23 protein-coding genes are annotated in these 21,581 nt (G+C 64.1%); 15 read left to right on the forward strand and 8 right to left on the reverse strand.

All coding sequences use genetic code 11. From position 1 onward, the window contains the following. Positions 1-119: 119 nt before the first annotated feature. Entirely contained in the window at positions 120-893 is a 774-nt protein-coding gene (locus ABIB73_RS03280) for a gamma-glutamyl-gamma-aminobutyrate hydrolase family protein (protein WP_354221376.1), read from the reverse strand. A 261-nt stretch (positions 894-1,154) separates the two neighbouring features. Between ABIB73_RS03280 and ABIB73_RS03285 the strand changes: the two genes are divergently transcribed. Next, positions 1,155-2,285 (forward strand): AI-2E family transporter, encoded by a 1,131-nt coding sequence (locus ABIB73_RS03285; protein WP_354221378.1) that lies wholly within the window; start codon positions 1,155-1,157, stop codon positions 2,283-2,285. 110 nt (positions 2,286-2,395) lie between these two features. Here the strand turns inward: ABIB73_RS03285 and ABIB73_RS03290 are convergent, their stop codons facing one another. Further along, the gene (locus ABIB73_RS03290; protein ID WP_354221380.1) at positions 2,396-3,256 is read right to left on the reverse strand and encodes a TerC family protein; all 861 of its coding nucleotides are present in this window, start codon (positions 3,254-3,256) and stop codon (positions 2,396-2,398) included. A 152-nt stretch (positions 3,257-3,408) separates the two neighbouring features. Then, the gene (gene ndk, locus ABIB73_RS03295) at positions 3,409-3,831 is read right to left on the reverse strand and encodes a nucleoside-diphosphate kinase (protein WP_106943663.1); all 423 of its coding nucleotides are present in this window, start codon (positions 3,829-3,831) and stop codon (positions 3,409-3,411) included. A 309-nt stretch (positions 3,832-4,140) separates the two neighbouring features. Here ndk and ABIB73_RS03300 point away from each other — a divergent pair, with 309 nt between their 5' ends. From ABIB73_RS03300 to ABIB73_RS03310, 3 genes are all read left to right on the forward strand, one after another. Continuing rightward, on the forward strand, positions 4,141-4,389 hold the full coding sequence (locus ABIB73_RS03300; protein WP_354221382.1) for a sulfur globule protein precursor: 249 nt from the start codon (positions 4,141-4,143) through the stop codon (positions 4,387-4,389). 239 nt (positions 4,390-4,628) lie between these two features. Further along, complete coding sequence (locus ABIB73_RS03305) at positions 4,629-4,811, forward strand: hypothetical protein (RefSeq protein ID WP_354221384.1); 183 nt, start codon at positions 4,629-4,631, stop codon at positions 4,809-4,811. Between the two features lie 50 nt (positions 4,812-4,861). Then, complete coding sequence (locus ABIB73_RS03310) at positions 4,862-6,724, forward strand: ABC-F family ATP-binding cassette domain-containing protein (protein ID WP_354221386.1); 1,863 nt, start codon at positions 4,862-4,864, stop codon at positions 6,722-6,724. Between the two features lie 296 nt (positions 6,725-7,020). On the opposite strand, the gene ABIB73_RS03315 is transcribed toward ABIB73_RS03310, so the two are convergent. The 3 genes from ABIB73_RS03315 to ABIB73_RS03325 form a co-directional block, all read right to left on the reverse strand. After that, complete coding sequence (locus tag ABIB73_RS03315) at positions 7,021-7,515, reverse strand: hypothetical protein (protein ID WP_354222541.1); 495 nt, start codon at positions 7,513-7,515, stop codon at positions 7,021-7,023. 166 nt (positions 7,516-7,681) lie between these two features. Continuing rightward, complete coding sequence (locus tag ABIB73_RS03320) at positions 7,682-8,134, reverse strand: DNA polymerase III subunit chi (protein ID WP_354221388.1); 453 nt, start codon at positions 8,132-8,134, stop codon at positions 7,682-7,684. A gap of 6 nt (positions 8,135-8,140) precedes the next feature. Next, positions 8,141-9,640 carry a leucyl aminopeptidase gene (locus ABIB73_RS03325; protein WP_354221390.1) on the reverse strand — a complete coding sequence of 500 codons (1,500 nt, stop codon included), beginning with the start codon at positions 9,638-9,640 and terminating at the stop codon, positions 8,141-8,143. A gap of 342 nt (positions 9,641-9,982) precedes the next feature. On the opposite strand from ABIB73_RS03325, the gene lptF reads away from it, so the two are divergent. From lptF to ABIB73_RS03360, 7 genes are all read left to right on the forward strand, one after another. Next, positions 9,983-11,152 (forward strand): LPS export ABC transporter permease LptF, encoded by a 1,170-nt coding sequence (gene lptF / locus ABIB73_RS03330; RefSeq protein WP_354221392.1) that lies wholly within the window; start codon positions 9,983-9,985, stop codon positions 11,150-11,152. Beyond that, positions 11,149-12,246 (forward strand): LPS export ABC transporter permease LptG, encoded by a 1,098-nt coding sequence (lptG, locus tag ABIB73_RS03335; protein WP_354221394.1) that lies wholly within the window; start codon positions 11,149-11,151, stop codon positions 12,244-12,246. Before lptF ends, lptG begins: the two co-directional genes overlap by 4 nt. Beyond that, positions 12,246-14,735, forward strand: coding sequence for an LPS-assembly protein LptD (locus ABIB73_RS03340; RefSeq protein ID WP_354221396.1), 2,490 nt, complete (start codon positions 12,246-12,248; stop codon positions 14,733-14,735). The genes lptG and ABIB73_RS03340 overlap by 1 nt, the downstream gene beginning before the upstream one ends. 68 nt (positions 14,736-14,803) lie before the next feature. Continuing rightward, on the forward strand, positions 14,804-15,736 hold the full coding sequence (locus ABIB73_RS03345; RefSeq protein ID WP_354221398.1) for a peptidylprolyl isomerase: 933 nt from the start codon (positions 14,804-14,806) through the stop codon (positions 15,734-15,736). Beyond that, positions 15,736-16,749: a 4-hydroxythreonine-4-phosphate dehydrogenase PdxA gene (pdxA, locus tag ABIB73_RS03350; protein ID WP_354221400.1), complete on the forward strand. Its 1,014-nt coding sequence runs from the start codon at positions 15,736-15,738 to the stop codon at positions 16,747-16,749. Before ABIB73_RS03345 ends, pdxA begins: the two co-directional genes overlap by 1 nt. After that, entirely contained in the window at positions 16,749-17,603 is an 855-nt protein-coding gene (rsmA, locus tag ABIB73_RS03355; protein WP_354221402.1) for a 16S rRNA (adenine(1518)-N(6)/adenine(1519)-N(6))-dimethyltransferase RsmA, read from the forward strand. The genes pdxA and rsmA overlap by 1 nt, the downstream gene beginning before the upstream one ends. Before the next feature lie 24 nt (positions 17,604-17,627). Continuing rightward, positions 17,628-18,686: an alcohol dehydrogenase gene (locus ABIB73_RS03360; protein WP_354221404.1), complete on the forward strand. Its 1,059-nt coding sequence runs from the start codon at positions 17,628-17,630 to the stop codon at positions 18,684-18,686. Between the two features lie 83 nt (positions 18,687-18,769). On the opposite strand, the gene ABIB73_RS03365 is transcribed toward ABIB73_RS03360, so the two are convergent. Continuing rightward, positions 18,770-19,273, reverse strand: a complete 504-nt coding sequence (locus ABIB73_RS03365) for a helix-turn-helix domain-containing protein (protein ID WP_354221406.1) — start codon at positions 19,271-19,273, stop codon at positions 18,770-18,772. A 594-nt stretch (positions 19,274-19,867) separates the two neighbouring features. On the opposite strand from ABIB73_RS03365, the gene ABIB73_RS03370 reads away from it, so the two are divergent. The 4 genes from ABIB73_RS03370 (at position 19,868) to ABIB73_RS03385 (ending at position 21,085) form a co-directional block, all read left to right on the forward strand. Further along, positions 19,868-20,278 (forward strand): phosphonate metabolism protein PhnM, encoded by a 411-nt coding sequence (locus tag ABIB73_RS03370; protein ID WP_354221408.1) that lies wholly within the window; start codon positions 19,868-19,870, stop codon positions 20,276-20,278. Between the two features lie 104 nt (positions 20,279-20,382). Next, complete coding sequence (locus ABIB73_RS03375) at positions 20,383-20,574, forward strand: hypothetical protein (RefSeq protein WP_271556786.1); 192 nt, start codon at positions 20,383-20,385, stop codon at positions 20,572-20,574. Positions 20,575-20,626: 52 nt separating this feature from the next. After that, the gene (locus tag ABIB73_RS03380) at positions 20,627-20,803 is read left to right on the forward strand and encodes a hypothetical protein (RefSeq protein ID WP_354221410.1); all 177 of its coding nucleotides are present in this window, start codon (positions 20,627-20,629) and stop codon (positions 20,801-20,803) included. A 60-nt stretch (positions 20,804-20,863) separates the two neighbouring features. Further along, on the forward strand, positions 20,864-21,085 hold the full coding sequence (locus tag ABIB73_RS03385; RefSeq protein ID WP_354221412.1) for a hypothetical protein: 222 nt from the start codon (positions 20,864-20,866) through the stop codon (positions 21,083-21,085). A gap of 173 nt (positions 21,086-21,258) precedes the next feature. Here ABIB73_RS03385 and ABIB73_RS03390 read toward each other — a convergent pair whose 3' ends face one another. Beyond that, on the reverse strand, positions 21,259-21,573 hold the full coding sequence (locus ABIB73_RS03390; protein WP_354221414.1) for an AtuA-related protein: 315 nt from the start codon (positions 21,571-21,573) through the stop codon (positions 21,259-21,261). Positions 21,574-21,581: the final 8 nt, after the last annotated feature.

Consider the following 21,581-nt stretch of genomic DNA (forward strand, 5'->3'; position numbering starts at 1 on the left):
GACGGGATCGAACTGCGTCTCTCCGCGGACGCACTCTGGATTGCGTCGCTGCGCTCGCGCAGCATAGACGGTGCGGCTATGGGCTCGCCTTGAAGTTTCCGACGCCGCGCGCCTGCCGCTTACGCCGTCGCGCGCTGCCGCTCGACCAGCGCTTCGCCAAACGCCTCGAACAGCTTCCGATTGATGGGATTGCGCTGCGGGTCGTATTCAGCGTGCCATTGCACACCGAGCGCGAAGGTCGGGGCCTCCGCGATGCGGATTGCCTCGATGGTGCCATCTTCGGCGATGCCTTCGATCAGCACGCGCCTGCCGGGATCGAGGATGCCCTGGCCGTGCAGCGAATTGACCCGGATCTTGTCGCAGCCGAGGATTTTTGCGAACGCGCCCCCGGGCGTCAGGTCGACGTCGTGACGGTCGGCGAATATCACCGTGGGATCGGGATGGATCTCGCCATTCTCGAGTCTGGGCATGCGGTGGTTCATGCGGCCGGGGATTTCGCGGATCTCTGGATGCAGCGAGCCGCCGAAGGCGACGTTCATCTCCTGCAAGCCGCGGCAGATGCCGAACAGCGGGATGCCCCGGGCGACGCAGGCCACCGAGAGCGCCAGCGCCACTTCATCGCGGTGAATGTCGTAGGGCTCGTGCTTCTCGCAGGGGTCGACGTTGAAGCGGGTCGGGTGGACATTGGCGCGGGCACCGGTCAGCACGATGCCGTCGACGGCATCGAGCAGCGCGGCGATATCGGTGATGTCAGGCGAGCCCGCGAACATCACCGGCAAGCCGCCGGAGACCTCGGCCACGGCGCGCAGATTACGCTCGCCGACCATCTGGACCTGAAATCGATTTTCGACGCGATGGGCGTTCCCGATCACGCCGACGACCGGCTTTCTCATCTCCCGTTCCGACCTCCAGCCGAAGAAGATTCTCCAAACATGCCCGCCCGATGGAACAAATTCAACAGAAGGGATTGCGGGACGGCAATGCTATTTTCGCGCAAATGCCGCCGGGAGCCCGCGGTGGCACCCCTTCGCGCCCCCCGGCGTTGGCTCAGGAGGGCGCGAACGCGGCAAACCGGCGCGCGGCTCCGGCTTGATCCGCAGTGAGATTTCACGAAAGAGTGCCGCGCCCGCCCGGCCCCGCCAAAAGGACACGATGTGACCAATCCCGCAGACGAGCGCTCCCGGATCCGCACCGACCTGGCCTGGGCGATTTCGGTGGGAGGCATCGGCGTCGTGCTGTTCACCACGCTGCTGGTCTTCACCTGGTATTTTGCCGCCACCCTCCTGCTGATCTTCGCCGGCATGCTGCTCGGCGTCGGCCTCAATGCGCTGACCAACGCGCTCGGGCGACAAGTTCGCCTGCCGCACGCATTGCGGCTTGCGATCGTCTGTGTCGCGCTGGCCCTGATGCTCGCAGGCGTGGCCTATCTCGGCGGCGCCACCATCGCCGAGCAGGCCTCGCTGCTCAGCAGCACCATCAAGTCGCAGATCTCGCACGTCAGGTCCTTCCTCGAGAACCACGGCATCGACACCAGCTTTTTCGATCTCGGCAACGCAGCGCCCGCGGCCTCCGCCGACACAGCGGCGCCCTCCCCGAGCCCGACCTCGCACGGTCCGTTGCCGGACGCCGGCGCGCTTGCCTCCAGCGGTGGGGCGATCGTGAGCCAGACCTTCAAGCTGCTGCTCGGCACGATCAGCGCCGTCGGCAACGTCTTCATCGTGCTGTTTCTCGGGCTTGCCTTCGCCGCGCAGCCGAGCATCTATCACGATGGCCTGTTATTCCTGGCACCGGCCAAACATCGGATCCGCGCGACCCTCATCATCGACCACATCGGCGAGACGCTGGAACGCTGGCTGATCGCGCAGATCATCGTCATGCTGGCCGTCGGCGTGGTGACCTGGATCGGGCTTGCCGTGATCGGCATCCCCGGCTCGTTCATCCTGGGGATCCAGGCCGGCCTGCTCGCCTTCATCCCGACCGTCGGCGCCATCATCGCCGGCGTCGTCGTGGTGCTGGCGAGCCTCGCCTCGGGCTGGATCCCGGCGCTATCCGCCCTCATCCTCTTCCTCGGGGTGCACGCGATGGAGAGCTACGTGCTGACGCCGATCCTCCAGCGGCAGGCGCTGGATATCCCGCCGGCCACGCTGTTCGCGTTCCAGATCCTGCTCGGCGTCGTCTTTGGAATCTGGGGCCTGGCACTGGCGCTGCCACTGGTCGCCATCGCCAAGGTCGTGATCGACCATTTCAAGACGTATGAGGTGCCGCCCCTGGCAGAGGCGGCCTAGTGTGCATGATCCGGACCCGGAGGGCCGCGTTAGCGCAAAGTGTGAAGCGGTTTTCCCTCGCGACAGACGCGGAACGCGTTTGCGCGGAGATCATGCTCAAAAGATAAAGCTTATTCAGCCGAGACTTTTGCGTGCTGGTCAGAGGCCTCAACCGCGGCCCGGCTCAGGCTGCGCCGGCGCCAGATCGAGCCGATGACCAGCACCACGACCACACCAAGCGCTGCGCAGAGATATTCACCCCCTCCATCACCATGGGCGAATTGCGGCGGGATGTGCAGGCTGCCGAGCATCTTGTCCAGCGAGGCGCCGAACGGGCCGTCGAACAGCGTGTGCAGCTTCGGCGCGATGCCGGGATCGGTCGCGATCACTTCCCCCGCGATCCAGCCGAGCAGCGCCGCGCCGGCCCAGACCAGCACCGGCAGCCTTGCCAGCAGCGCCATGATCAGTGCGGCGCCAGCGACGATCAGGGGCACGCTGATGGCGAGGCCGAGGACCAGCAACGGCACGCTGCCATTGGCGGCGGCGGCAACTGCAATGACGTTGTCGAGGCTCATGACGATGTCGGCGACCACGACGATCTGCACGGCCTGCCACAGATGCGAGGCGGACTCGACGCCGTCCTCGTCCTCGTTTTCCGGCACGAGCAGCTTTGCCGCAATCACGATCAGCGCGAGGCCGCCGACCAGCTTGAGGTACGGCAGCTCCATCAGGCTCGCGACGATGCCGGTGAAGATGATCCGCAGCAGCACCGCGGCTCCGGCGCCGAGCACCATGCCCCACAGCCGGTGCCGCGGCTTGAGGCCGCGGCAGGCCAATGCGATCACCAGCGCGTTGTCGCCGGAGAGCAGGATGTTGATCCAGATGATCTTGCCGACCGCGATCCAGAAGGTCGGTTCGGCCATCTCATTGCGGAACTGGGTGAAGAATGCCCCGATCGTGGCGGGATCGAAGATCTGCCAGAGCCAGTTCACACTGCGTCCTTTCGCCCCGTCGGCTTAAAGCATGATCCGGACCCGGAGGGCCGCGCTAGCGCAAAGCGTGCAGCGGCTTCCCGAAAAGATCATGCGCTAACAATAAACCAAAGCGCGATGACGCTCATCGCGATTTGGTTTCGGCTGACGGATCAGCCGACGATCTCGTTGCCCGAGAAGAACTGCGCGATCTCGATCGCGGCCGTCTCCGGTGCATCCGAACCATGCGCGGAGTTCTCGCCGATCGACTTCGCATAGAGCTTGCGGATGGTGCCGTCGGCCGCCTTGGACGGATCGGTCGCGCCCATCGCGTCGCGGTACTTGGCGACGGCGCCTTCGCCTTCCAGCACCTGGACCACGACGGGGCCCGAGGTCATGAATTCGACGAGCTCGCCGAAGAACGGCCGCGCCTTGTGGACGGCGTAGAAGGTCTCGGCCTGTTCCTTGGTCATGCGGATGCGCTTCTGCGCGACGATGCGCAGGCCCGCCTTTTCGATCACGGCGTTAACCGCACCGGTGAGGTTGCGCGCGGTCGCATCGGGCTTGATGATCGAGAAAGTGCGTTCGATGGCCATGATCTTGTCCTTGAAGAGAAAACGGTGGTTCGGAGTTGCGGGGCTTATATCGGCGCCTTCGCGATACGGCAAGCGACCGCCAAAACGGGCTCACGGGTGCTTCGCCGTAGGGCCAGGGCCAGAATTCCAACATGGATTACAACGATTTCACCCAGATGAACCCAATCTGAAGGCCCCATCAGGGTTTGGTTCAGCCTCGCCAGCGTAAGGTCAGCTCCATCGAAACGAGAGCCTGATCATAAGGCAGTCCGTTTCGGCGGCCTTCCATCGACGCGATAGCCCCGCGCCGGCAGTTTTGAGGAGATCACCATGTTGAGGAAACTTTCGCTTGCTGCGGTTGCCGCGGTCGCGCTGGGTGCCGCGCTGGCACCGACCTCCGCCTCCGCTCACTGGAATGGCGGCTGGGGCTGGCACGGCGGTGGCGGCTGGCACGGCTACGGCTGGGGTGGCCCGCGCTTCTATGCCCCCGTCTCTTACGGCTATGGCGGCTGCTATGTGCGCAGGCTGGTCCCGACCCCCTGGGGACCCCGCTGGCGGCTGATCAACCGCTGCTACTGAGCCCGCAAGTACCTTCCTGCAGCACCTTTCCAAAATACCTTCCAGAGGTACCGCCCCCCAACGGTACCTTCCAAGAGAGGCCCCGGCGTTCCCCCCCCGCCGGGGTCTTGTATTTGCGCAGAGACGACGAATTCATACAATTTTTACCAGAATGCTGCGCATTCCCGACGCCCGGCGAAACCATTTTGGGGCCAATGACTTGGTACCGTGTCGTTACTTTGCAAACACGGAACCCCACAATGACTGGCCCTTTCGCCAATGACAGCGAACAGATCGACCGGCGCACCAGCCGCTCGATTTGCGATGCCGTGGGCGAGCGGCTTAAGCAGAGCCTTCGTCCCGAACCCCGGCTCCCAACCCATCTCGAACAGCTCCTGAACGAGTTGCAGAAGCGCGACCGCGACAGCGGTTCGCGCAACTGACCGGCGCAAAAACGGGTTGCGTTCGCAGCGCCTTGCGGTGACAAGGCCGCATGCTCTCCATCACCGACCTCTCTATCCGCCTCGCCGGACGCCTTCTCATCGACCAGAGCTCCGTGCAGATCACGCCCGGTTCGCGCGTCGGCATGGTCGGGCGCAACGGCACCGGCAAGTCGACGCTGTTCAAGGTGATCCGCGGTGAGCTCGCGTCCGAACATGGCTCGGTGACGCTGCCGCCGCGCTGGCGGGTCGGCAGCCTGGCGCAGGAAGCCCCGAACGGCCCCGAAAGCCTGATCTCGGTCGTGCTCAAGGCCGACCTCGAACGCGATGCGCTGCTCTCCGAAGCCGAGAGCGCCACCGATCCGCACCGGATCGCGGAGATCCAGACCCGGCTCGTCGACATCGATGCGCATTCGGCCCCGAGCCGCGCGGCCGCGATTCTGTCCGGCCTCGGCTTCTCAGCTGCCGATCAGGAACGCCCCTGTGCCGAATTCTCCGGCGGCTGGCGCATGCGCGTCGCGCTGGCCGCCACACTGTTCGCAGCCCCCGACCTCCTGTTGCTCGACGAGCCCACCAACTATCTCGACCTCGAAGGCACGCTGTGGCTCGAGGACCATCTTGCGCATTATCCGCGCACGGTCATCGTGATCAGCCACGACCGCGACCTGCTCGAAAGCTCGGTCGACCAGATTCTGCATCTGGAGCGCGGCAAGCTCACGCTCTATCGCGGCACCTACTCCTCCTTCGAGGAGCAGCGCGCCGCACGGGAGCTGCTCGATGCCAAGCAGGTCAAGCGCCAGGAGGCCGAACGCGCGCGCCTGCAAGCCTTCGTCGATCGCTTCAAGGCCAAGGCGTCGAAAGCACGCCAGGCACAATCTCGCGTGAAAATGCTGGAGCGGTTGAAGCCGATCACGGCGCTGGTAACGGAGGACGTACGCGAAATCAGCTTTCCCACGCCCGAGAAAATTCTGTCGCCGCCGATCATCGCCGTCGACAACGCCTCGGTCGGTTACGATCCGGCCACGCCGGTGCTGGGCCGAGTCACCCTGCGCATCGACAATGACGACCGCATCGCGCTGCTCGGCGCCAACGGCAACGGCAAGTCGACGCTGGTCAAGCTGCTCGCCGGCCGGCTGGCGCCCTTCTCGGGCAAGGTGACGCGCGCCGACAAGCTGTCGATCGCCTATTTCGCGCAGCATCAGCTCGACGAGTTGAACGAGGACGCCTCCGTCTACGACCACGTCCGCAAGCTGATGGGCGATGCGCCCGAAGCCAAGGTTCGGGCGCGCGCCGGCGCGATCGGCTTTTCCGGCAAGGCGGCCGACACCAAGGCCGGCAAACTCTCGGGCGGCGAGAAGGCGCGGCTGCTGCTGGGCCTTGCGACCTTCTTCGGCCCCAACATGATCATCCTGGACGAGCCAACCAACCATCTCGACATCGACAGCCGCGCAGCACTTGCCGAAGCGATCAACGAATTTCCCGGCGCGATCATCATGGTCTCCCACGACCGCTATCTGATTGAGTCCTGCGCCGATCAACTCTGGATCGTCGCCGACCGCACCGTGACCAATTACGACGGCGACCTCGACGAATACCGCCGCCTGGTCCTGTCCTCGCGCAACGCGGAAGCCGCCCCGCGCGAGCGCAGTGCCACGAGCGAGAAGCCGCAGCGGCCGAGGTCAGACAATCGCGGCTCGCTGAAAAAGCGCATCGCGGAAGCCGAGGCCGAGATCGCCCGCGTCAGCGAAATCATCGCCAAGATCGACACTGCGCTGGCCCTGCCCGACATTTTCACGCGCGACCCTAAGCAGGCCGCGCAACTGTCGAAGGCACGCGCGAATGCGGCGGACGCGTTGGCACGCGCCGAGGAAAGTTGGCTCGACGCGAGCACGCAGTTTGACGAGGCAGCGGGGTAGCTCATTTTCGTGTCCCGGCCGCCTAACCCTAGCCATGTTAGGGGGCTTCGAAGTTCGAAATCAAATCTTCAGGCAATCTGCGCTCTTCAGGAGCCTTTTCAGTCGGATCGCACAGCACATTGCGGACGAGATACTACTCGGCTTCGCTTCTGATCCGGCCACGCATCATGATTTTTGCGTAGCTTTTCGAATACCGTCTCCGCAATTCAGAAAACGTGACTGCTTGATACGATACGATCCGAAAGGTTCAGCGTCGCGTCATTTCATGCCGCGCCGCGTCCGGGACACGAGAGCGCCTAAGTCGCCGCCTTCTTCTTCGCCTTCGGCTTGGCCGGCTTCGGCACAACGGGCGCCTCCGGCGTGCCCTCGATCGAGGACAGGCGACCGGCGGTGAAGGTGTAGATTCCCGCGCGCGGACCCGAGTTCCAGGTGACCACAGCGACGCGTCGGCCGGCGGCATCGTTGGAGAGATTGACGTTCGAGGGCGCGCCGATGCCGCGCACGACGTCGCATTCGGTGTGGCCGAGCGCGACTGTGCCGCCCATCGGCGCCGGCGCTGTCGTCGACGCGTTGGCATCAGCTGGCCCCGGGGGCGGTGCCATGCCGGGACAGGCGCCGTCGGCGCTGACCAGATCCTCAGCCCCGACCGGCTTGTCGGGGGTCAGCGGCGGCGACTCGATCGAGATGTTCTTGATGAACAAGCGGCTCGGCTTGTTGAACCATTCGGCGTCCTTCGACAGCAGATCGGTCCCGCCCGAGCAGCCCGCGATCAGCGGCGCTACAGCGGCCAGCGCAACTATGAGCGACTTTGGAAGCTTTTGGTGTCGCACGATAAACTAAATTCCCCGCGTGAAGGACCAGTCCTAAGCGATTGTCCCAACATCACTTTGCGGCACGAAGGTGGCCGAAACCAGCTTGCCTGCGAAAGTACAAATTATCATTAATTGCAAACGGCCGCTAATTCCGCCGCTGCCACCGGCCCCGTTCGTCGGCCTGCCAATAGGTGACCTCAAATCCGCGCGTCTTGCAATCCGTCCAGGTGCTGCGGGCCAAAGCTAGCGCGTCCGGATCGTCGCCGTTGAACAACAGCACCATCCGCTCGTAGCTCTGGCAATCCTGGGGCAGTGCGGCGTTGTCGACCAGGAAGCGGACATTGGCACCGTTCGGATTGTCCTCCTCGATCGCCAGCACGATCGGCTGGTCGGCGGCATCGTTCACGCGCCATGTCGCATGCGGCAGGAAGGAATCGTCGCGATAGGTCCACAAATGCGCATCCAGCGCGTCGGCGCGTTCCAGCGAGGTCGACTGCACCACCACGCGCCAGCCGCGCTCCAGCGATTTCTCCAGAAGCGGCGGCAAGACGTTCTCCACCGTCATGTCTTGCAGATGGTAGAACAACACTTCAGTCATCTTGGCTCATTTGCGCTCGTAGTGATCTGCAACCAATCGGTCCAGAAGCCGGACGCCGTAGCCGGAGGCCCAGCTCTGGTTGATGTCGGTCTTCGGCGCGCCCATCGCGGTGCCGGCGATGTCGAGATGCGCCCAGGGCGTGCCGTCGACGAAGCGCTGGAGGAACTGCGCCGCGGTGATCGAGCCGCCATGGCGGCCGCCGGTGTTCTTCATGTCGGCGAACTGGGAATCGATCAGCTTGTCGTATTCGGGGCCGAGCGGCAGGCGCCATACCTTTTCCCCGCTCTCGATGCCGGCCGTCAGCAGCCGGTCGGCAAGCTCGTCATTGTTGGAGAACATGCCGGCATGCTCGGTGCCGAGCGCGACCACGATCGCGCCGGTCAGTGTCGCCAGATCCACCATGAATTTCGGCTTCGTCTTCTTGGCCACGTACCAGAGCACGTCGGCGAGCACGAGACGGCCTTCCGCGTCGGTGTTGATGATCTCGATGGTCTGGCCCGACATCGAGGTCACGATGTCACCGGGCCGCTGCGCGTTGCCGTCGGGCATATTCTCGACGAGGCCGATGGCGCCGACCACGTTGACCTTGGCCTTGCGCGCCGCGAGCGCGTGCATCAGGCCGACGACGCAGGCCGCACCACCCATGTCGCCCTTCATGTCCTCCATGCTGCCGGCCGGCTTGATCGAGATGCCGCCGGTGTCGAAGCAGACGCCCTTGCCGACGAAGGCGACCGGCGCCTCGCCTTTTTTCCCACCATCCCAGCGCATGATCACGGTGCGGCTCGGCCGCACAGAGCCTTGGCCGACGCCTAGCAGCGCGCCCATGCCGAGCTTCTGCATCGCCTTGACGTCGAGCACCTCGACCTTGACGCCGAGCTTGCGCAGCAGGCTTGCACGGCGCGCGAACTCTTCGGGATAGAGCACGTTCGGCGGCTCGTTGACGAGGTCGCGTGCGATGACGACGCCGTCGACGATCGCGCCGGCCGATGCAAAGGCCTTTTTCGCCGAAGCCGCATCACCAACCGCAAGCGAGACGTCGGCGCGCAGGGCCCCCTCCTCGCCGTCCTTCTTCTTGGTCTTGTAGCGGTCGAACTTGTAGACGCGCAGCCGCAGGCCCGAGGCGATCGCAACCGCCTGCTCGCTCGTCATGGCGCCGTCAAGCAGTTCAGCCATGATGACCATCGAAGCAGAACCCGCCTTGAGCTTGCTTGCCGCCATACCGCCGAATTTGAGGAAATCGTTCGCCTTCAGGGCCGACGCCTTCCCGGTCCCGATCACGATCAGACGCTCCGCCTTCAGACCCTCGGGGGCCAGGATGTCCAGCGCCGCACCGCTTTTACCTTTGAACGAGGCGGCCGCCGCCGCCCGCTTCACGAGTTCGCCAGCACCGCCGAGCGCCTTCGCTGTCGCCGGGCCGACCTTGAGACCATCGTCGCAGAACACGATCAGGATGCCACGGGGCGCGGCGGACAACGGGACGAAGCCGACCTTGATGGCATCGGACATGCATAACTCCTCAAGAACATGGGGCTTTTGCCGATCAGCGATCCCGGTCAAAGACCGGAACTGAACGGCGATTCACTGGACTTTCCCCACTATGGGCCACCGACCCGGCAAATGCCAAGCGCTGCCCGTGGCGCGAACGCCACAACGAGGGAAATATTAACCATATATCGACGGTGCCACGGGTCAGCCATTTTGTTGACGGATCAAAGGGATGGTAGTGAGAAAGTAAGCCGGCGGACGAGATGGCTGCAACGACCCTGGGGCTCCCCGCGCGGGATGGGTCGGGCAAGCCAGAAATTCGGGGACTGCATCGGGGTCTTGGTGGGGATCGTGCGGTAGCGCATGGGGTCAATCGACAGGTATATCTTCCGCACGACGCTGGCGTCGTTTGCGCTCGTCCTAGTCAGCCTCACCGGCGTGATCTGGATTACGCAGGCGTTGCGCGGCATCGACCTGATGACGAGCCAGGGTCAGACCATCCTCACCTTCCTCGGCATCACCAGTCTCGTCATCCCGGCACTGGTCCTGATCATCTCGCCGATCGCGCTGATGATCGCGATCTCGCACACGCTGAACAAGCTCGCGACCGATTCCGAGATCATCGTGATGAATGCCGCCGGCTTCTCACCGTTCCGGCTGTTCTATCCGTTCTTCTACGCCACCTGCGTGGTGGCGCTGCTGGTCGCCTTCATCTCGGCCTACCTCGCTCCCGACGGCATGCGACGGATCAAGCAGTGGGACGCCGAGATCACCGCCGACGTGCTCACCAACATCCTGCAGCCCGGCCGCTTCGCCCAGCTCGACAAGAACCTCACGATCCGGATCCGCGAGCGCCAGCCCGGCGGCATCCTCGCCGGCATCTTCATCGACGACCGCCGCGATCCGAACGAGCGCGTCTCGATCGTCGCCGAGCACGGCGAGGTCGTAAAGAACGACAACGGATCGTTCCTGGTGCTGAAGGACGGCAATCTCGAGCGCTTCGAGGCCGGCAAGCGCGACCCGGCGCTGGTGGCGTTCGGCCGCTACGGCTTCGACATGTCGAAGTTCGGCAATCAGGGCCACGACGTCACCCTCGGCATCCGCGAGCGCTATCTCTGGGAGCTGTTCTCGCCGTCCGAGGACGATCCCGTCTACAAGGCGGTCCCCGGCCAGTTCTGGTCCGAGCTGCATGATCGTTTGATGGCGCCGCTCTATCCGTTTGCATTTGCGGCGCTGACCTTCGCCTTCCTCGGCGCGCCGCGCACCACGCGCCAAAGCCGCAACTTCTCGATCGGCGGCTCAGTGATGGCGGTGTTCGGCCTGCGCATGGCCGGATTCGCCTGCTCGGTGATGGCGGTGAAGTCGCCGTTCGCGGCCGCCGTGCAATATGCGATGCTGGCGGTCGCAATCGGCGCCGGCATGTGGATGATCGTCGGCGGCGTCGTGGTCGAACCGCCTGCCGGCCTGCTGGAGGCCATCAACAAATCGAATGCGCGCATCGCGCGGCTGTTCGGACGACCGGCCACCGCATGAGCATGCTCACCAATACGCTCGGGCGCTATTTCGCCGGCCGCTTCGTGGTCGCAGCACTCGGCGTGTTCGCGAGCATTTTCCTGCTGCTGGTGCTGGTCGACTACATCGAGATGGTGCGCAAGACCTCAGGCCTTGCGTCCGCCTCCGCGATCATGGTGGCCGAGACCTCGCTGTTCCGGGTGCCGCAACTGCTGGAGAAGCTGACGCCGTTCTGCATGCTGATCGGCGCCATGACCTGCTATCTCGCTCTCTCCCGCCGCCTCGAGCTCGTGGTCGCACGCGCCGCCGGAATCTCGGCCTGGCAGTTCATCTCGCCGGCGCTCGGCAGCGCGCTCCTGATCGGGGTGATCGCCACCGTCGCCTACAATCCGATGTCGGCGAACCTGCGCGAACTCTCCAAGCGCATGGAAGCGGAGCTGTTCGGCTCGGAGCCGGGCGGCGGCATCCAGGACGCCTCGGGCTTCTGGCTCAATCAGGCGACCAGCGACGGCCAGACCATCATCAATGCGGCGCGCAGCGAGCAGCAGGGCATTCGGCTCACGGGACTCACGCTGTTCCGGTTTGACACAGACCAGCATTTCAAGGAGCGGATCGAGGCGCGTGAGGCCACGCTCGAGGCCGGTCGTTGGCTGTTCAAGGGCGTGCGCCGCTTCTCGCTGGATTCGCCGCCGGTCGACCAGGCCAGCCTGGAGATTCCAACGACCCTGACCGAGGCTCAGGTCCGCAACAGCTTTTCCACACCCGAAACTGTGTCCTTTTGGCAACTGCCGAGCTACATCCGCTCCTCCGAGAGCTCGGGCTTCGCGACAGCGGGATATCGACTCCAGTATCACAAGCTTCTGGCACAGCCGTTTTTGCTCGCAGCCATGGTGATGCTCGCGGCCTCCGTGTCGTTGCGCTTCTTCCGGATGGGCGGCGTACAGAAGATGGTTTTGAGTGGCGTGGGCGCAGGCTTTCTGCTCTACGTTTTGTCGAAAGTGACTGAAGATTTGAGCAAGGCTGAGTTGATGCATCCGATCGCTGCGGCGTGGTTGCCCGTGGTGGTGGGCGGCCTCACCGGCTTTTTGGCCTTGCTGTATCAGGAGGACGGCTAGTGACGACCGTCCGCCGAGGACCTGTGTCTGGTTTGGCGTTGCGCACCCTCGTGCGCGCGAACGGGTTTGGTTTGTCTGCGCGTAAGATCCTGCTGGCGCTCGCCGCGGTCGCATCGCTCGCCGGCATGATCGATCTTGCCGCGGTGACGCCGGCTGCCGCCCAGAGCTTCACCTACAATCCGCTGCCGCCGCGTCCGAAGCCGCCGAAGGCCGCCAATGACGGGCAGATGCTCGTGCAGGCGACCGAGGTCGACTACGACTACAACAATTCCCGCGTCTCCGCGGTTGGCAATGTGCAGCTGTTCTACAACGGCACCAGCGTCGAGGCCGACAGGGTCGTCTACGACCAGAAGACCAAGCGGCTCCATGCCGAAGGCAACATCCGCATGACGGATGCCGACGGCAAGATCACCTATGCCGAGATCATGGATCTCTCGGACGACTACCGCGACGGTTTCGTCGATTCGCTGCGCGTGGACACCGCCGACCAGACCCGCATGGCCGCGACCCGCGCCGATCGCTCCAGCGGCAACTACACGGTGTTCGAGAACGGCGTCTACACGGCTTGCGCGCCGTGCAAGGACGATCCGAAGAAGCCCCCGCTCTGGCAGGTCAAGGGTGCCCGCATCATCCATGACCAGCAGGAGAAGATGCTGTATTTCGAGACGGCGCAGCTCGAATTCTTCGGCGTGCCGCTCGCCTACATGCCGTATTTCTCGACGCCCGACCCGACCGTGAAGCGCAAGACCGGCTTCCTGATGCCGGGCTTCACCTCCTACACGGCGTTCGGCTACGGCGTCGAGGTCCCGTTCTACTGGGCGATCGCGCCCGACATGGACATGACCTTCAGCCCGCGCATCACCTCCAAGCAGGGCGTGCTGTTCCAGGCCGAGTTCCGCCAGCGCCTGATGGACGGTGCCTACCAGGTCCGTGTCTACGGCATCGACCAGCTCAACCCCGACAATTTCGCCGGCCAGCCGGGCGACCGTCAGTTCCGTGGCGGCGTCGAGACCAAGGGCCAGTTCGCGCTGAACGACAAATGGGTCTGGGGCTGGGACGGCGTCGTACTCTCCGACTATTATTTCATGTCGGATTATCGCCTGTCGGCCTACCGCGATCCCCTCGGCTCGTTCCTGAACCTGCCGACGGACGCGCTGTCGCAGCTCTACCTGACCGGCGTCGGCAACCGCAGCTTCTTCGACGCGCGCACAATGTACTGGCTGAGCTTCTCGGGTAACCAGCAGCAGGTCCCGGTCGTCTATCCCGTGATCGACTACTCGAACGTGCTCAACTATCCGGTGTTCGGCGGCGAGTTCTCCTACAAGACCAACTTCGTCAACTTGACCCGCAACGACGCGGTGTTCGATCCGATCACGACGCTCGCCAACACCAACAGCCTGTGCACGACGGCCTCGGCCGATCCGCTCGCGCGCACGCCGTCGCAGTGCCTGTTGCGCGGCTTCCCCGGCACCTACACCCGCCTGACGGCGGAAGCGCAGTGGCGCAAGTCCTTCACCGACCCGTTCGGCGAGATCTGGACGCCGTTCGCCATTCTGCGCGCCGACGCGATCAACTCCGACGTCTCCAACCAGCCGGGCGTGTCGAACTACCTGCCCGTCGGCGACACCCAGGCGTTCCGCCTGATGCCGACCGTCGGCCTCGAATACCGCTATCCCTTCATCAACGTTCAGCCGTGGGGCTCGACCACCATCGAGCCGATCGCGCAGATCATCATCCGTCCCAACGAGACCTATGCCGGCAAGCTTCCGAACGAGGATGCGCAGAGCATGGTGTTCGACACCTCGAACCTGTTCAACGTCGACAAGTTCTCCGGTTACGACCGCGTCGAGGGCGGCGGCCGCGCCAATGTCGGCGTGCAGGCCACCACGCAATTCGACAGGGGCGGCGCCGTCAAGGCGCTGTTCGGCCAGTCCTACCAGCTGTTCGGCATGAACTCCTACGCGGTCCAGGACTCCATCAACACGGGCGTGGATTCCGGCCTCGACAAGCCGCGCTCCGACTACGTGGCGAGCGTCGCCTACTCGCCGAACAGCACCTACACGTTCAGCGTCCGCTCCCGCATGGACGAGCAGACCTGGAACATCCAACGCTTCGAGGCAGAAGGCCGCGCCAATTTCAATCGCTGGTCAATCAGCATGATGTACGGCAATTACGCGCCGCAGCCGGAGCTCGGCTATCTGACGCGCCGCGAGGGTATCCTGACGTCAGGCTCGATCAAGGTCGCGACCAACTGGGTGGTGACGGGTTCGGCGCGCTGGGACCTCGAGGCCAACAAGATCAACCAATATGTGCTCGGCGCCGGCTATGTCGACGATTGCTTCGTGCTGGCGGCGAACTATGTAACTTCGTATAGCTACTCCGCGGGCACAACGCCGCCCGTGCTGAGCCACGCGTTCATGTTCCAGATCGGCCTGCGCACGTTGGCGACCACGTCGACGACCAGCAGTTCCGCCGGCGGCTACCAGTGAACGGTTTGAAGTGACGGCCGCGTGTTCCCCATCGCAGGCTCACCGCGGCTGACATACGAGCGACAATCATGACGACCCCATTACCTGTCTTCCGCTTCCTCCTTCTCGTCCTTGGTGCCGTGCTGATCCTGGCCGGCACGCCGGCGCGGGCGCAGAACATCGTCGTCATGGTCAACGGTGATCCCATCACCGATTACGACATCGAGCAGCGCTCCAAGCTCGACCAGCTGACGACGCAGAAGACCCCGGGCCGGCAGGACGTCATCAACGAGCTGATCGACGACAGGGTGAAGCTCAAGGAAGGCAAGAAGTACGGCGTCGATCCCGGTGTCTCCGACATCAACCAATCCTACGAGGGCATGGCGCAGCGCATGCGCATCTCGCCGGATCAGCTCACCAAGTCGCTCGAGGTCAAGGGCGTCCGCCCGGAAACCCTGAAAGGCCGCATGAAGGCCGAGATGGTCTGGACCAGCCTCGTTCGCGGCCGCTACAAGGAACGCCTCCAGGTCGGCGAGAAGGACGTCGCCGACAAGGTGAGGGCCGAGGGCAACGAGAAGCTCCAGATCGAAGGCACCGAATACAAGATGCAGCCGATCGTGCTGATCGTGCCGCGCGGATCGTCGCCGGCCTTCCTGGAGACGCGACAGAAGGAAGCCGAGACCTATCGCACCCGCGTGACGAGCTGCGATGAGGCCAATTCGCTGTTCCGCTCGACGCCGAACGCCACCATCCGCGAGAGCGTCACCAAGACCACCGCGGACCTGCCCGAGGCGCTGCGCAAGGTGCTTGACGACACCGCGATCGGCCATCTGACCGCGCCCGAGGTGACCAAGCAGGGCATCGAGATGGTCGTGCTGTGCGCGCGCAAGCCGACCATGATCGACACGCCGAAGAAGCGCGAGATCCGCGAGAAGATGTACTCCGAGAAATACGAGAAGACCCAGAAGGCCTATCTCGAAGAGATCCGCAAGGCGGCGATGATCGAATATCGCAACCGCTGATGGCCCCCCCTTCCGCAAAGCCCCTCGCGCTGACGCTGGGAGAGCCCGCCGGCATCGGCCCCGACATCACGATCGCAGCCTGGCTCAGGCGCCGCGAGCTTAACCTGCCCGCCTTCTATCTGCTCGGCGACGAGGCGCTGGTCGCGCGGCGCGCAAAATCCCTCGGCGCCGACGTCAGGATTGCCTCGGTGAGCGCAAGCGAGGCCGAGGCCGCCTTCACCGAGGCCCTGCCCGTGGTCGCGACCGGCGAGCGTACGACGGCCGAGCCGGGCAAGCCTGACGCATCGAGCGCACCGGCAGCCCTAGCCTCGATCGGCCAGGCGGTCGCCGACGTGCAGGCGGGCCGCGCCGGCGCCGTCGTCACCAATCCGATCGCCAAGAGCGTGCTCTATCGCGCCGGCTTCCGTCATCCCGGCCACACCGAATTCCTCGCCGAGCTTGCAGCAGCAGATGGCCGCGTACCTCAGCCGGTGATGATGCTGTGGTCGCCGCGGCTCGCCGTGGTGCCGGTGACGATCCACGTTTCCTTGCGCGAGGCATTAAGCCAGCTCACGAGCGAGCTGATCGTCTCGACCGTGCGCATTGTCGCAACGGAACTGAAATCCCGCTTTGGCATCTCTCGGCCGCGGATCGCGATCTCCGGGCTCAATCCGCATGCCGGCGAAGACGGCTCGCTCGGCCACGAGGAGCAGACCGTCATCGCACCGGCGCTCAAGGCGCTGCGCAGCGACGGCATCGACGCCAAGGGGCCGCTGCCCGCCGACACCATGTTCCACGACGCTGCGCGCAGCACCTATGACTGCGCGGTCTGCATGTATCACGACCAGGCGCTGATCCCGATCAAGACGATCGCCTTCGACGACGCCGTCAACGTCACGCTCGGCCTGCCCTTCATCCGCACCTCGCCCGATCACGGCACCGCGTTCGACATTGCCGGCACTGGCAAGGCCAATCCGGCAAGCCTGATCGCGGCGCTGAAGCTTGCCAGCCGCATGGCGGGTGCAAAAAGCTGATGAGCGCGATCGACGACCTCCCGCCGCTTCGCGAGGTCATTCGCCAGCACGCTCTGTCGGCCCGCAAATCGCTCGGCCAGAATTTCCTGCTCGACCTCAATCTGACTGCGCGCATCGCACGCGCGGCGGCGCCGCTCGACGACTCCACCATCGTCGAGATCGGCCCGGGCCCGGGCGGCTTGACGCGGGCGCTACTCGCGCTTGGTGGCAAACGTGTCATCGCGATCGAGCATGACGAGCGCGCAATCCCGGCGTTGCAGGATATTTCCGCGCGCTATCCCGGCAGGCTCGAGATCGTGCATGGCGATGCCATGACCTTCGATCCGCGGCCGCTGCTCGATGGCCAAAAGGCAAAGATCGTCGCCAACCTGCCCTACAACATCGCGACCCAGCTCTTGATCGGCTGGCTCACCACCGACCCCTGGCCGCCCTGGTACGAGATGATGGTGCTGATGTTCCAGCGCGAGGTTGGCGAGCGCATCGTCGCGCGCGAGGACGAGGAGGCCTATGGCCGCCTCGGCGTGCTCGCCAACTGGCGCGCGGAAACGAAGATCCTGTTTGACATTTCGCCGGCCGCCTTCGTGCCGCCGCCAAAGGTGACGTCGTCCGTGGTGCGCCTGGTGCCGCGCGCAAACCCGCTTCCCTGCGATCGCAAGCTGCTCGAACAGGTTGCGGCCGCCGCCTTCGGCCAGCGCCGCAAGATGCTGCGCCAGAGCCTGAAATCGCTTGGCGTCGATCCCGCACGGCTTGCGCATGCTGCCGGCGTCGATGCGACGCGGCGCGCGGAGACCATTTCGATCGCAGGCTTTGTTGCCATGGCGCGTGAATTGGCCGATATACGCAACGAAGGTTAAGACATAAATTTCGGAGGAAGGAATATGGCGTTGATGCGTCGGCAGTCCCTGGTCAAGTTCGATGCGCCGCTGTGCGAGACCATCATCGACACACCCAAGCCGCAAGGACGTGAAGTGCTGGTGCGCATCGAGCGCTGCGGCCTCTGTCATTCCGATCTGCACATCCAGGACGGCTATGCCGATCTCGGCGGCGGCAAGAAGCTCGACACCACGCGCGGCATGACGCTGCCCTTCACGCTCGGCCACGAGATCGCCGGCGTCGTCGACGAAGTCGGCTCCGACGTACCGGCCGGCCTCGTCGGCAGCAAGAAGGCGGTGTTTCCGTGGATCGGCTGCGGCCAGTGCCGCGATTGCGCCAATGGCGACGAGAACCTCTGCGTCAAGCAGCGCTTCCTCGGCGTCTCCATCGATGGCGGCTTTGCAACGCACGTGCTGGTGCCCGACGCAAAGTATCTGCTCGACTACGATCCCCTGCCCGTCAACCAGGCCGCCACACTGATGTGCTCGGGCGTGACTGCCTATGGCGCGCTCAAGCGCCTAGTCGACCGTCCGCGTCAGCGCAACGTCTTGCTGATCGGCCTCGGCGGCGTCGGCATGATGGGCCTGTCGTTCGCGCAGGCCATGTTCAAGCAGCCGGTCACGGTCGCCGATCTCAGCCCGGCCGCGCGCGAGACCGCGCTGAAGAACGGCGCAGCTAGCGCCTACGATCCGGCCGAGCCCGATGTCATCAAGCGCATCCTGAAGGACACCGAAGGCGGCTTTGACGAGATCGTCGATTTCGCCGGCAACGAGAAGTCGATGGCCTTCGCGGTCGCGGTCGCCGCGCGCGGCGGCAAGATCGTGGTGTCAGGCCTGATGGGCGGCCAGTTCACGCTGCCGATGGTGCAGTGGGTCTACAAGCGCATGACCATCGAAGGCTTCATGGTCGGTACGCTCGCGGAGGCCCGGGAGCTGATGGCGCTCGCCCGCGCCGGCAAGATCAAGCCGACGCCGATGCGCGAGGAGCCGATGGGCGATGTCCAGAAATGGATCGACGAGCTGCGCGCCGGCAAGGTGGTCGGCCGCATCGTGCTGAAGAACTGATCGGCTGCTCCGGTGGCGTGGCAAGCGTCGTGCCGCCGGAGCACCGCAGGTCTTGAAGCCGAACACACCACACGCTCGTCCCGTCAGTGCGACGCTCCCGCGCTCCCGGTCAATTTGGACAGCTCGCGCGCCGTCTCCAGGATCATGTCGATCCGCTGTTGCAGCCGTTGCTGCAGATCGGGGATATTGACCTTGTCGGTCATCCGATAGGCGTTGCCGATACGCTCGACATAGCCCTGCTTGATCATCTCCTCCAGCCGCCTCAGCACCGTCGTGCGCGGCAGCTTCAGCGTCTGCGCGATCGTGCTTGCGCGCACTGGTGAGCACATCGCGGTCCGCAGGAACACGTAAATGCCGATGGTGCGAAATGTGGCGCTGTCGTTCTGCTTGACGAACTCTGCGCCATAGTCGTCATTGATGCTGCGGATCAAGCCAAGATAGAGCCGGCTCAGCAGCATGCGTTCGCGCCCCAGCGCGATGCGGGCCGGCGGCTGAACGCCGTCGAGAAGCACAAACTCGTCGCCCGCCGCCGTCCATGTGGACGGATCGGCAGGGCTGCGCTTGCCGGATTGATCCTGAAGGGCCATGGTCGAGCTCCATCAAACGACATCGCAAGGACGAGCCTACAGCGTACGCGCCATTGCCGGATAGGCATATTGCGCTTGGAAGCCCTCACGCTCCGGAAACGTGATGACGGGTTGTCCGAATGGATCGCAGGAAGAAGGTCTGCGGTGCGATTAACTAACTCGATATTGACGCAACGTCCGGTTCCAAATTGGGGAACCGCTGATCTGCGGATTATAGCCCCCGCTTTTCGGCTGCGCCTGCCGCTACGCGCGCTCGAACAGGCGCAGCAGCGATCGGCGAGCCTCCAGGATCTGTTCGCGCGCTGCGCGGCCTGTCAGTTAGCGGAGTTGCTCCAGACCGCGGCCTGCAACGCCGCGGCGGGTTCGAAAGAGGCCAGCCGCAGGTTCAGCAGGCGAAATCGGCAGGACGCAGCGCCAGCTAGCGTTTCAAGTTCGCGGGATCGACTGAGCGCTCGAGCAAGCTACGACTTGCCGAATTCCGACAGTGGTTTGGCCCCGCCTCCCTCGCCCGGAATTTGCTTTAAACGAAAGCACAACTTGCTTTGGCGCGCAAAGGGCCGTTCAATACCGGCTCCAACGGGTACTATTTTTTAGATGCGGACCTTATTTGTCATCCTGGGCGCCTGGCTCCTGATCAACGTGCTCTTTGTCGTGATCATGTTCCCGCCTCGCAAGCCGCGGAAAGCGGATCGTCCGCGATCATCGAGCGGCCTCGCGCCTGCACCGATCGGCCGGAATGCGTACGCCTTCGATGAAGACGAGAAGGTCTCGCTGCGCCACATGATCATCGCTGTTGCGATGGGTGCACTGTTTTCCCTGACGCCGCCTTTGCTCGAAGCAGTCGACGACATCAAGCGGCTGATCGGGAAGTACCGCAAGCCGAGCCGGCATTCCGAGGCCGCAGGCAGCGAACCATCCCGCGAGTCGATTCTCGACGAGGTCCGTGCCCGAGAGACCTCAGCCGATGGATCGGCACCAGACGAACGAGACCAGCCCAAGCGCTAGCCTTTGGCGCCCGCCTCGACATCAACAATCCGTCAAGCCTGCTTTGGAACACGGCGCGTCTCCCGTGCGTTTGCCTCTTGAAGGCAACGACGGAGTCAGAGCCCATGACAAAGCCGCTGACAAAAACGGTGCAGCCTGTTCCTGAAGAGAACCAGAGCCACAAGGGTGCCGGCAGCGCGCCGTCTGTTCCCGTGGATACCACCAAGGGCCATCGCGACGACGAGAAGCAGAACATTCGCGAGCAGGCCGCACACGGCAACCTGACCCAGAACACCAGCAACAGGCGCAAGGGATAGCCGAGATAGCCGATCAGAAAACCAAGGGGGACCGAAGAGAGGAGAGACGAGCTTGGTCAATCTCGGCAAATGGTACGATCCAATATCCGAGCGCTGGATCGCACCGCGCGAATCCCGTCCGGAAACCACATCTTCCCATGCGAATGAGAACCACGTCCTGGAGCTTCAGAGGACGGTCGAAATCCAGCGCATCTGGCGCGCGCTGGTCGATTGCTGCGCACGCGACTGACGTCGTTCCTGTTGCGTGGCGACAGCGTAACCTCCCGTCAATGCCACTGTTGTGACTCACATGAGCGATCCCGCATTACCCGCAAGGCCGGCCGCAACCGCGATACGCTATCTGTCGATCATCGTCGGTTGCGCCTGCCTTCTTCTCGCCGCCGTCTGCTTCATCATCGCAGGCCAGGTCTTCATTGAAACCGGCCTGTTCGCGCAGTCCAACGCGATCGTGGGCCTCATCAGCGCCGTGCTGGGGCTTCTTGCGCTGACGTTAGCGCGGGTCTGGAAGTAGGCATGCGGAAATATCTCTCCTCCTTCGCCGCCTCCACACTTCTTCGTCATTCGGGCATGCGTGCATAGCACGCAGGCCCGCAATCCATCTGGCCTCACGCCTTGCGGAGAACTGGATCCAGACTCACGCTTACGTGTGAAGCGGCTGGTTCGCCATAGCTCGACCCATGACCCTCACTCGCGCAACGCGGGCAGGTCCAGGTCGAGCAGCGCCGAACTCAGGCTCTTGCCGTGCTGATCGAGAGCAAGCGACCGTGTCACCCCGCCGCCCAGCGCGTCCATCAGCACAAAATTGAGCGCACCAATTGTCGGCATTTCGTAACGCTTGACGTCACCCCGCACGATGCCCGTGAACAGTGTCTTAACCCGCTCGGCCGTCACGTGCTCACGCAGAAATGCGTAGTTCGCCGGATCAAAGGCAATCACCGAGATGTTCGACGTATTGCCTTTGTCGCCGGTCCGGGAATGAGCAACTTCGCGGAGCTTCATGGCCTGCT

This window comes from Bradyrhizobium sp. F1.4.3 (assembly GCF_040548375.1).
GTDB lineage: Bacteria > Pseudomonadota > Alphaproteobacteria > Rhizobiales > Xanthobacteraceae > Bradyrhizobium.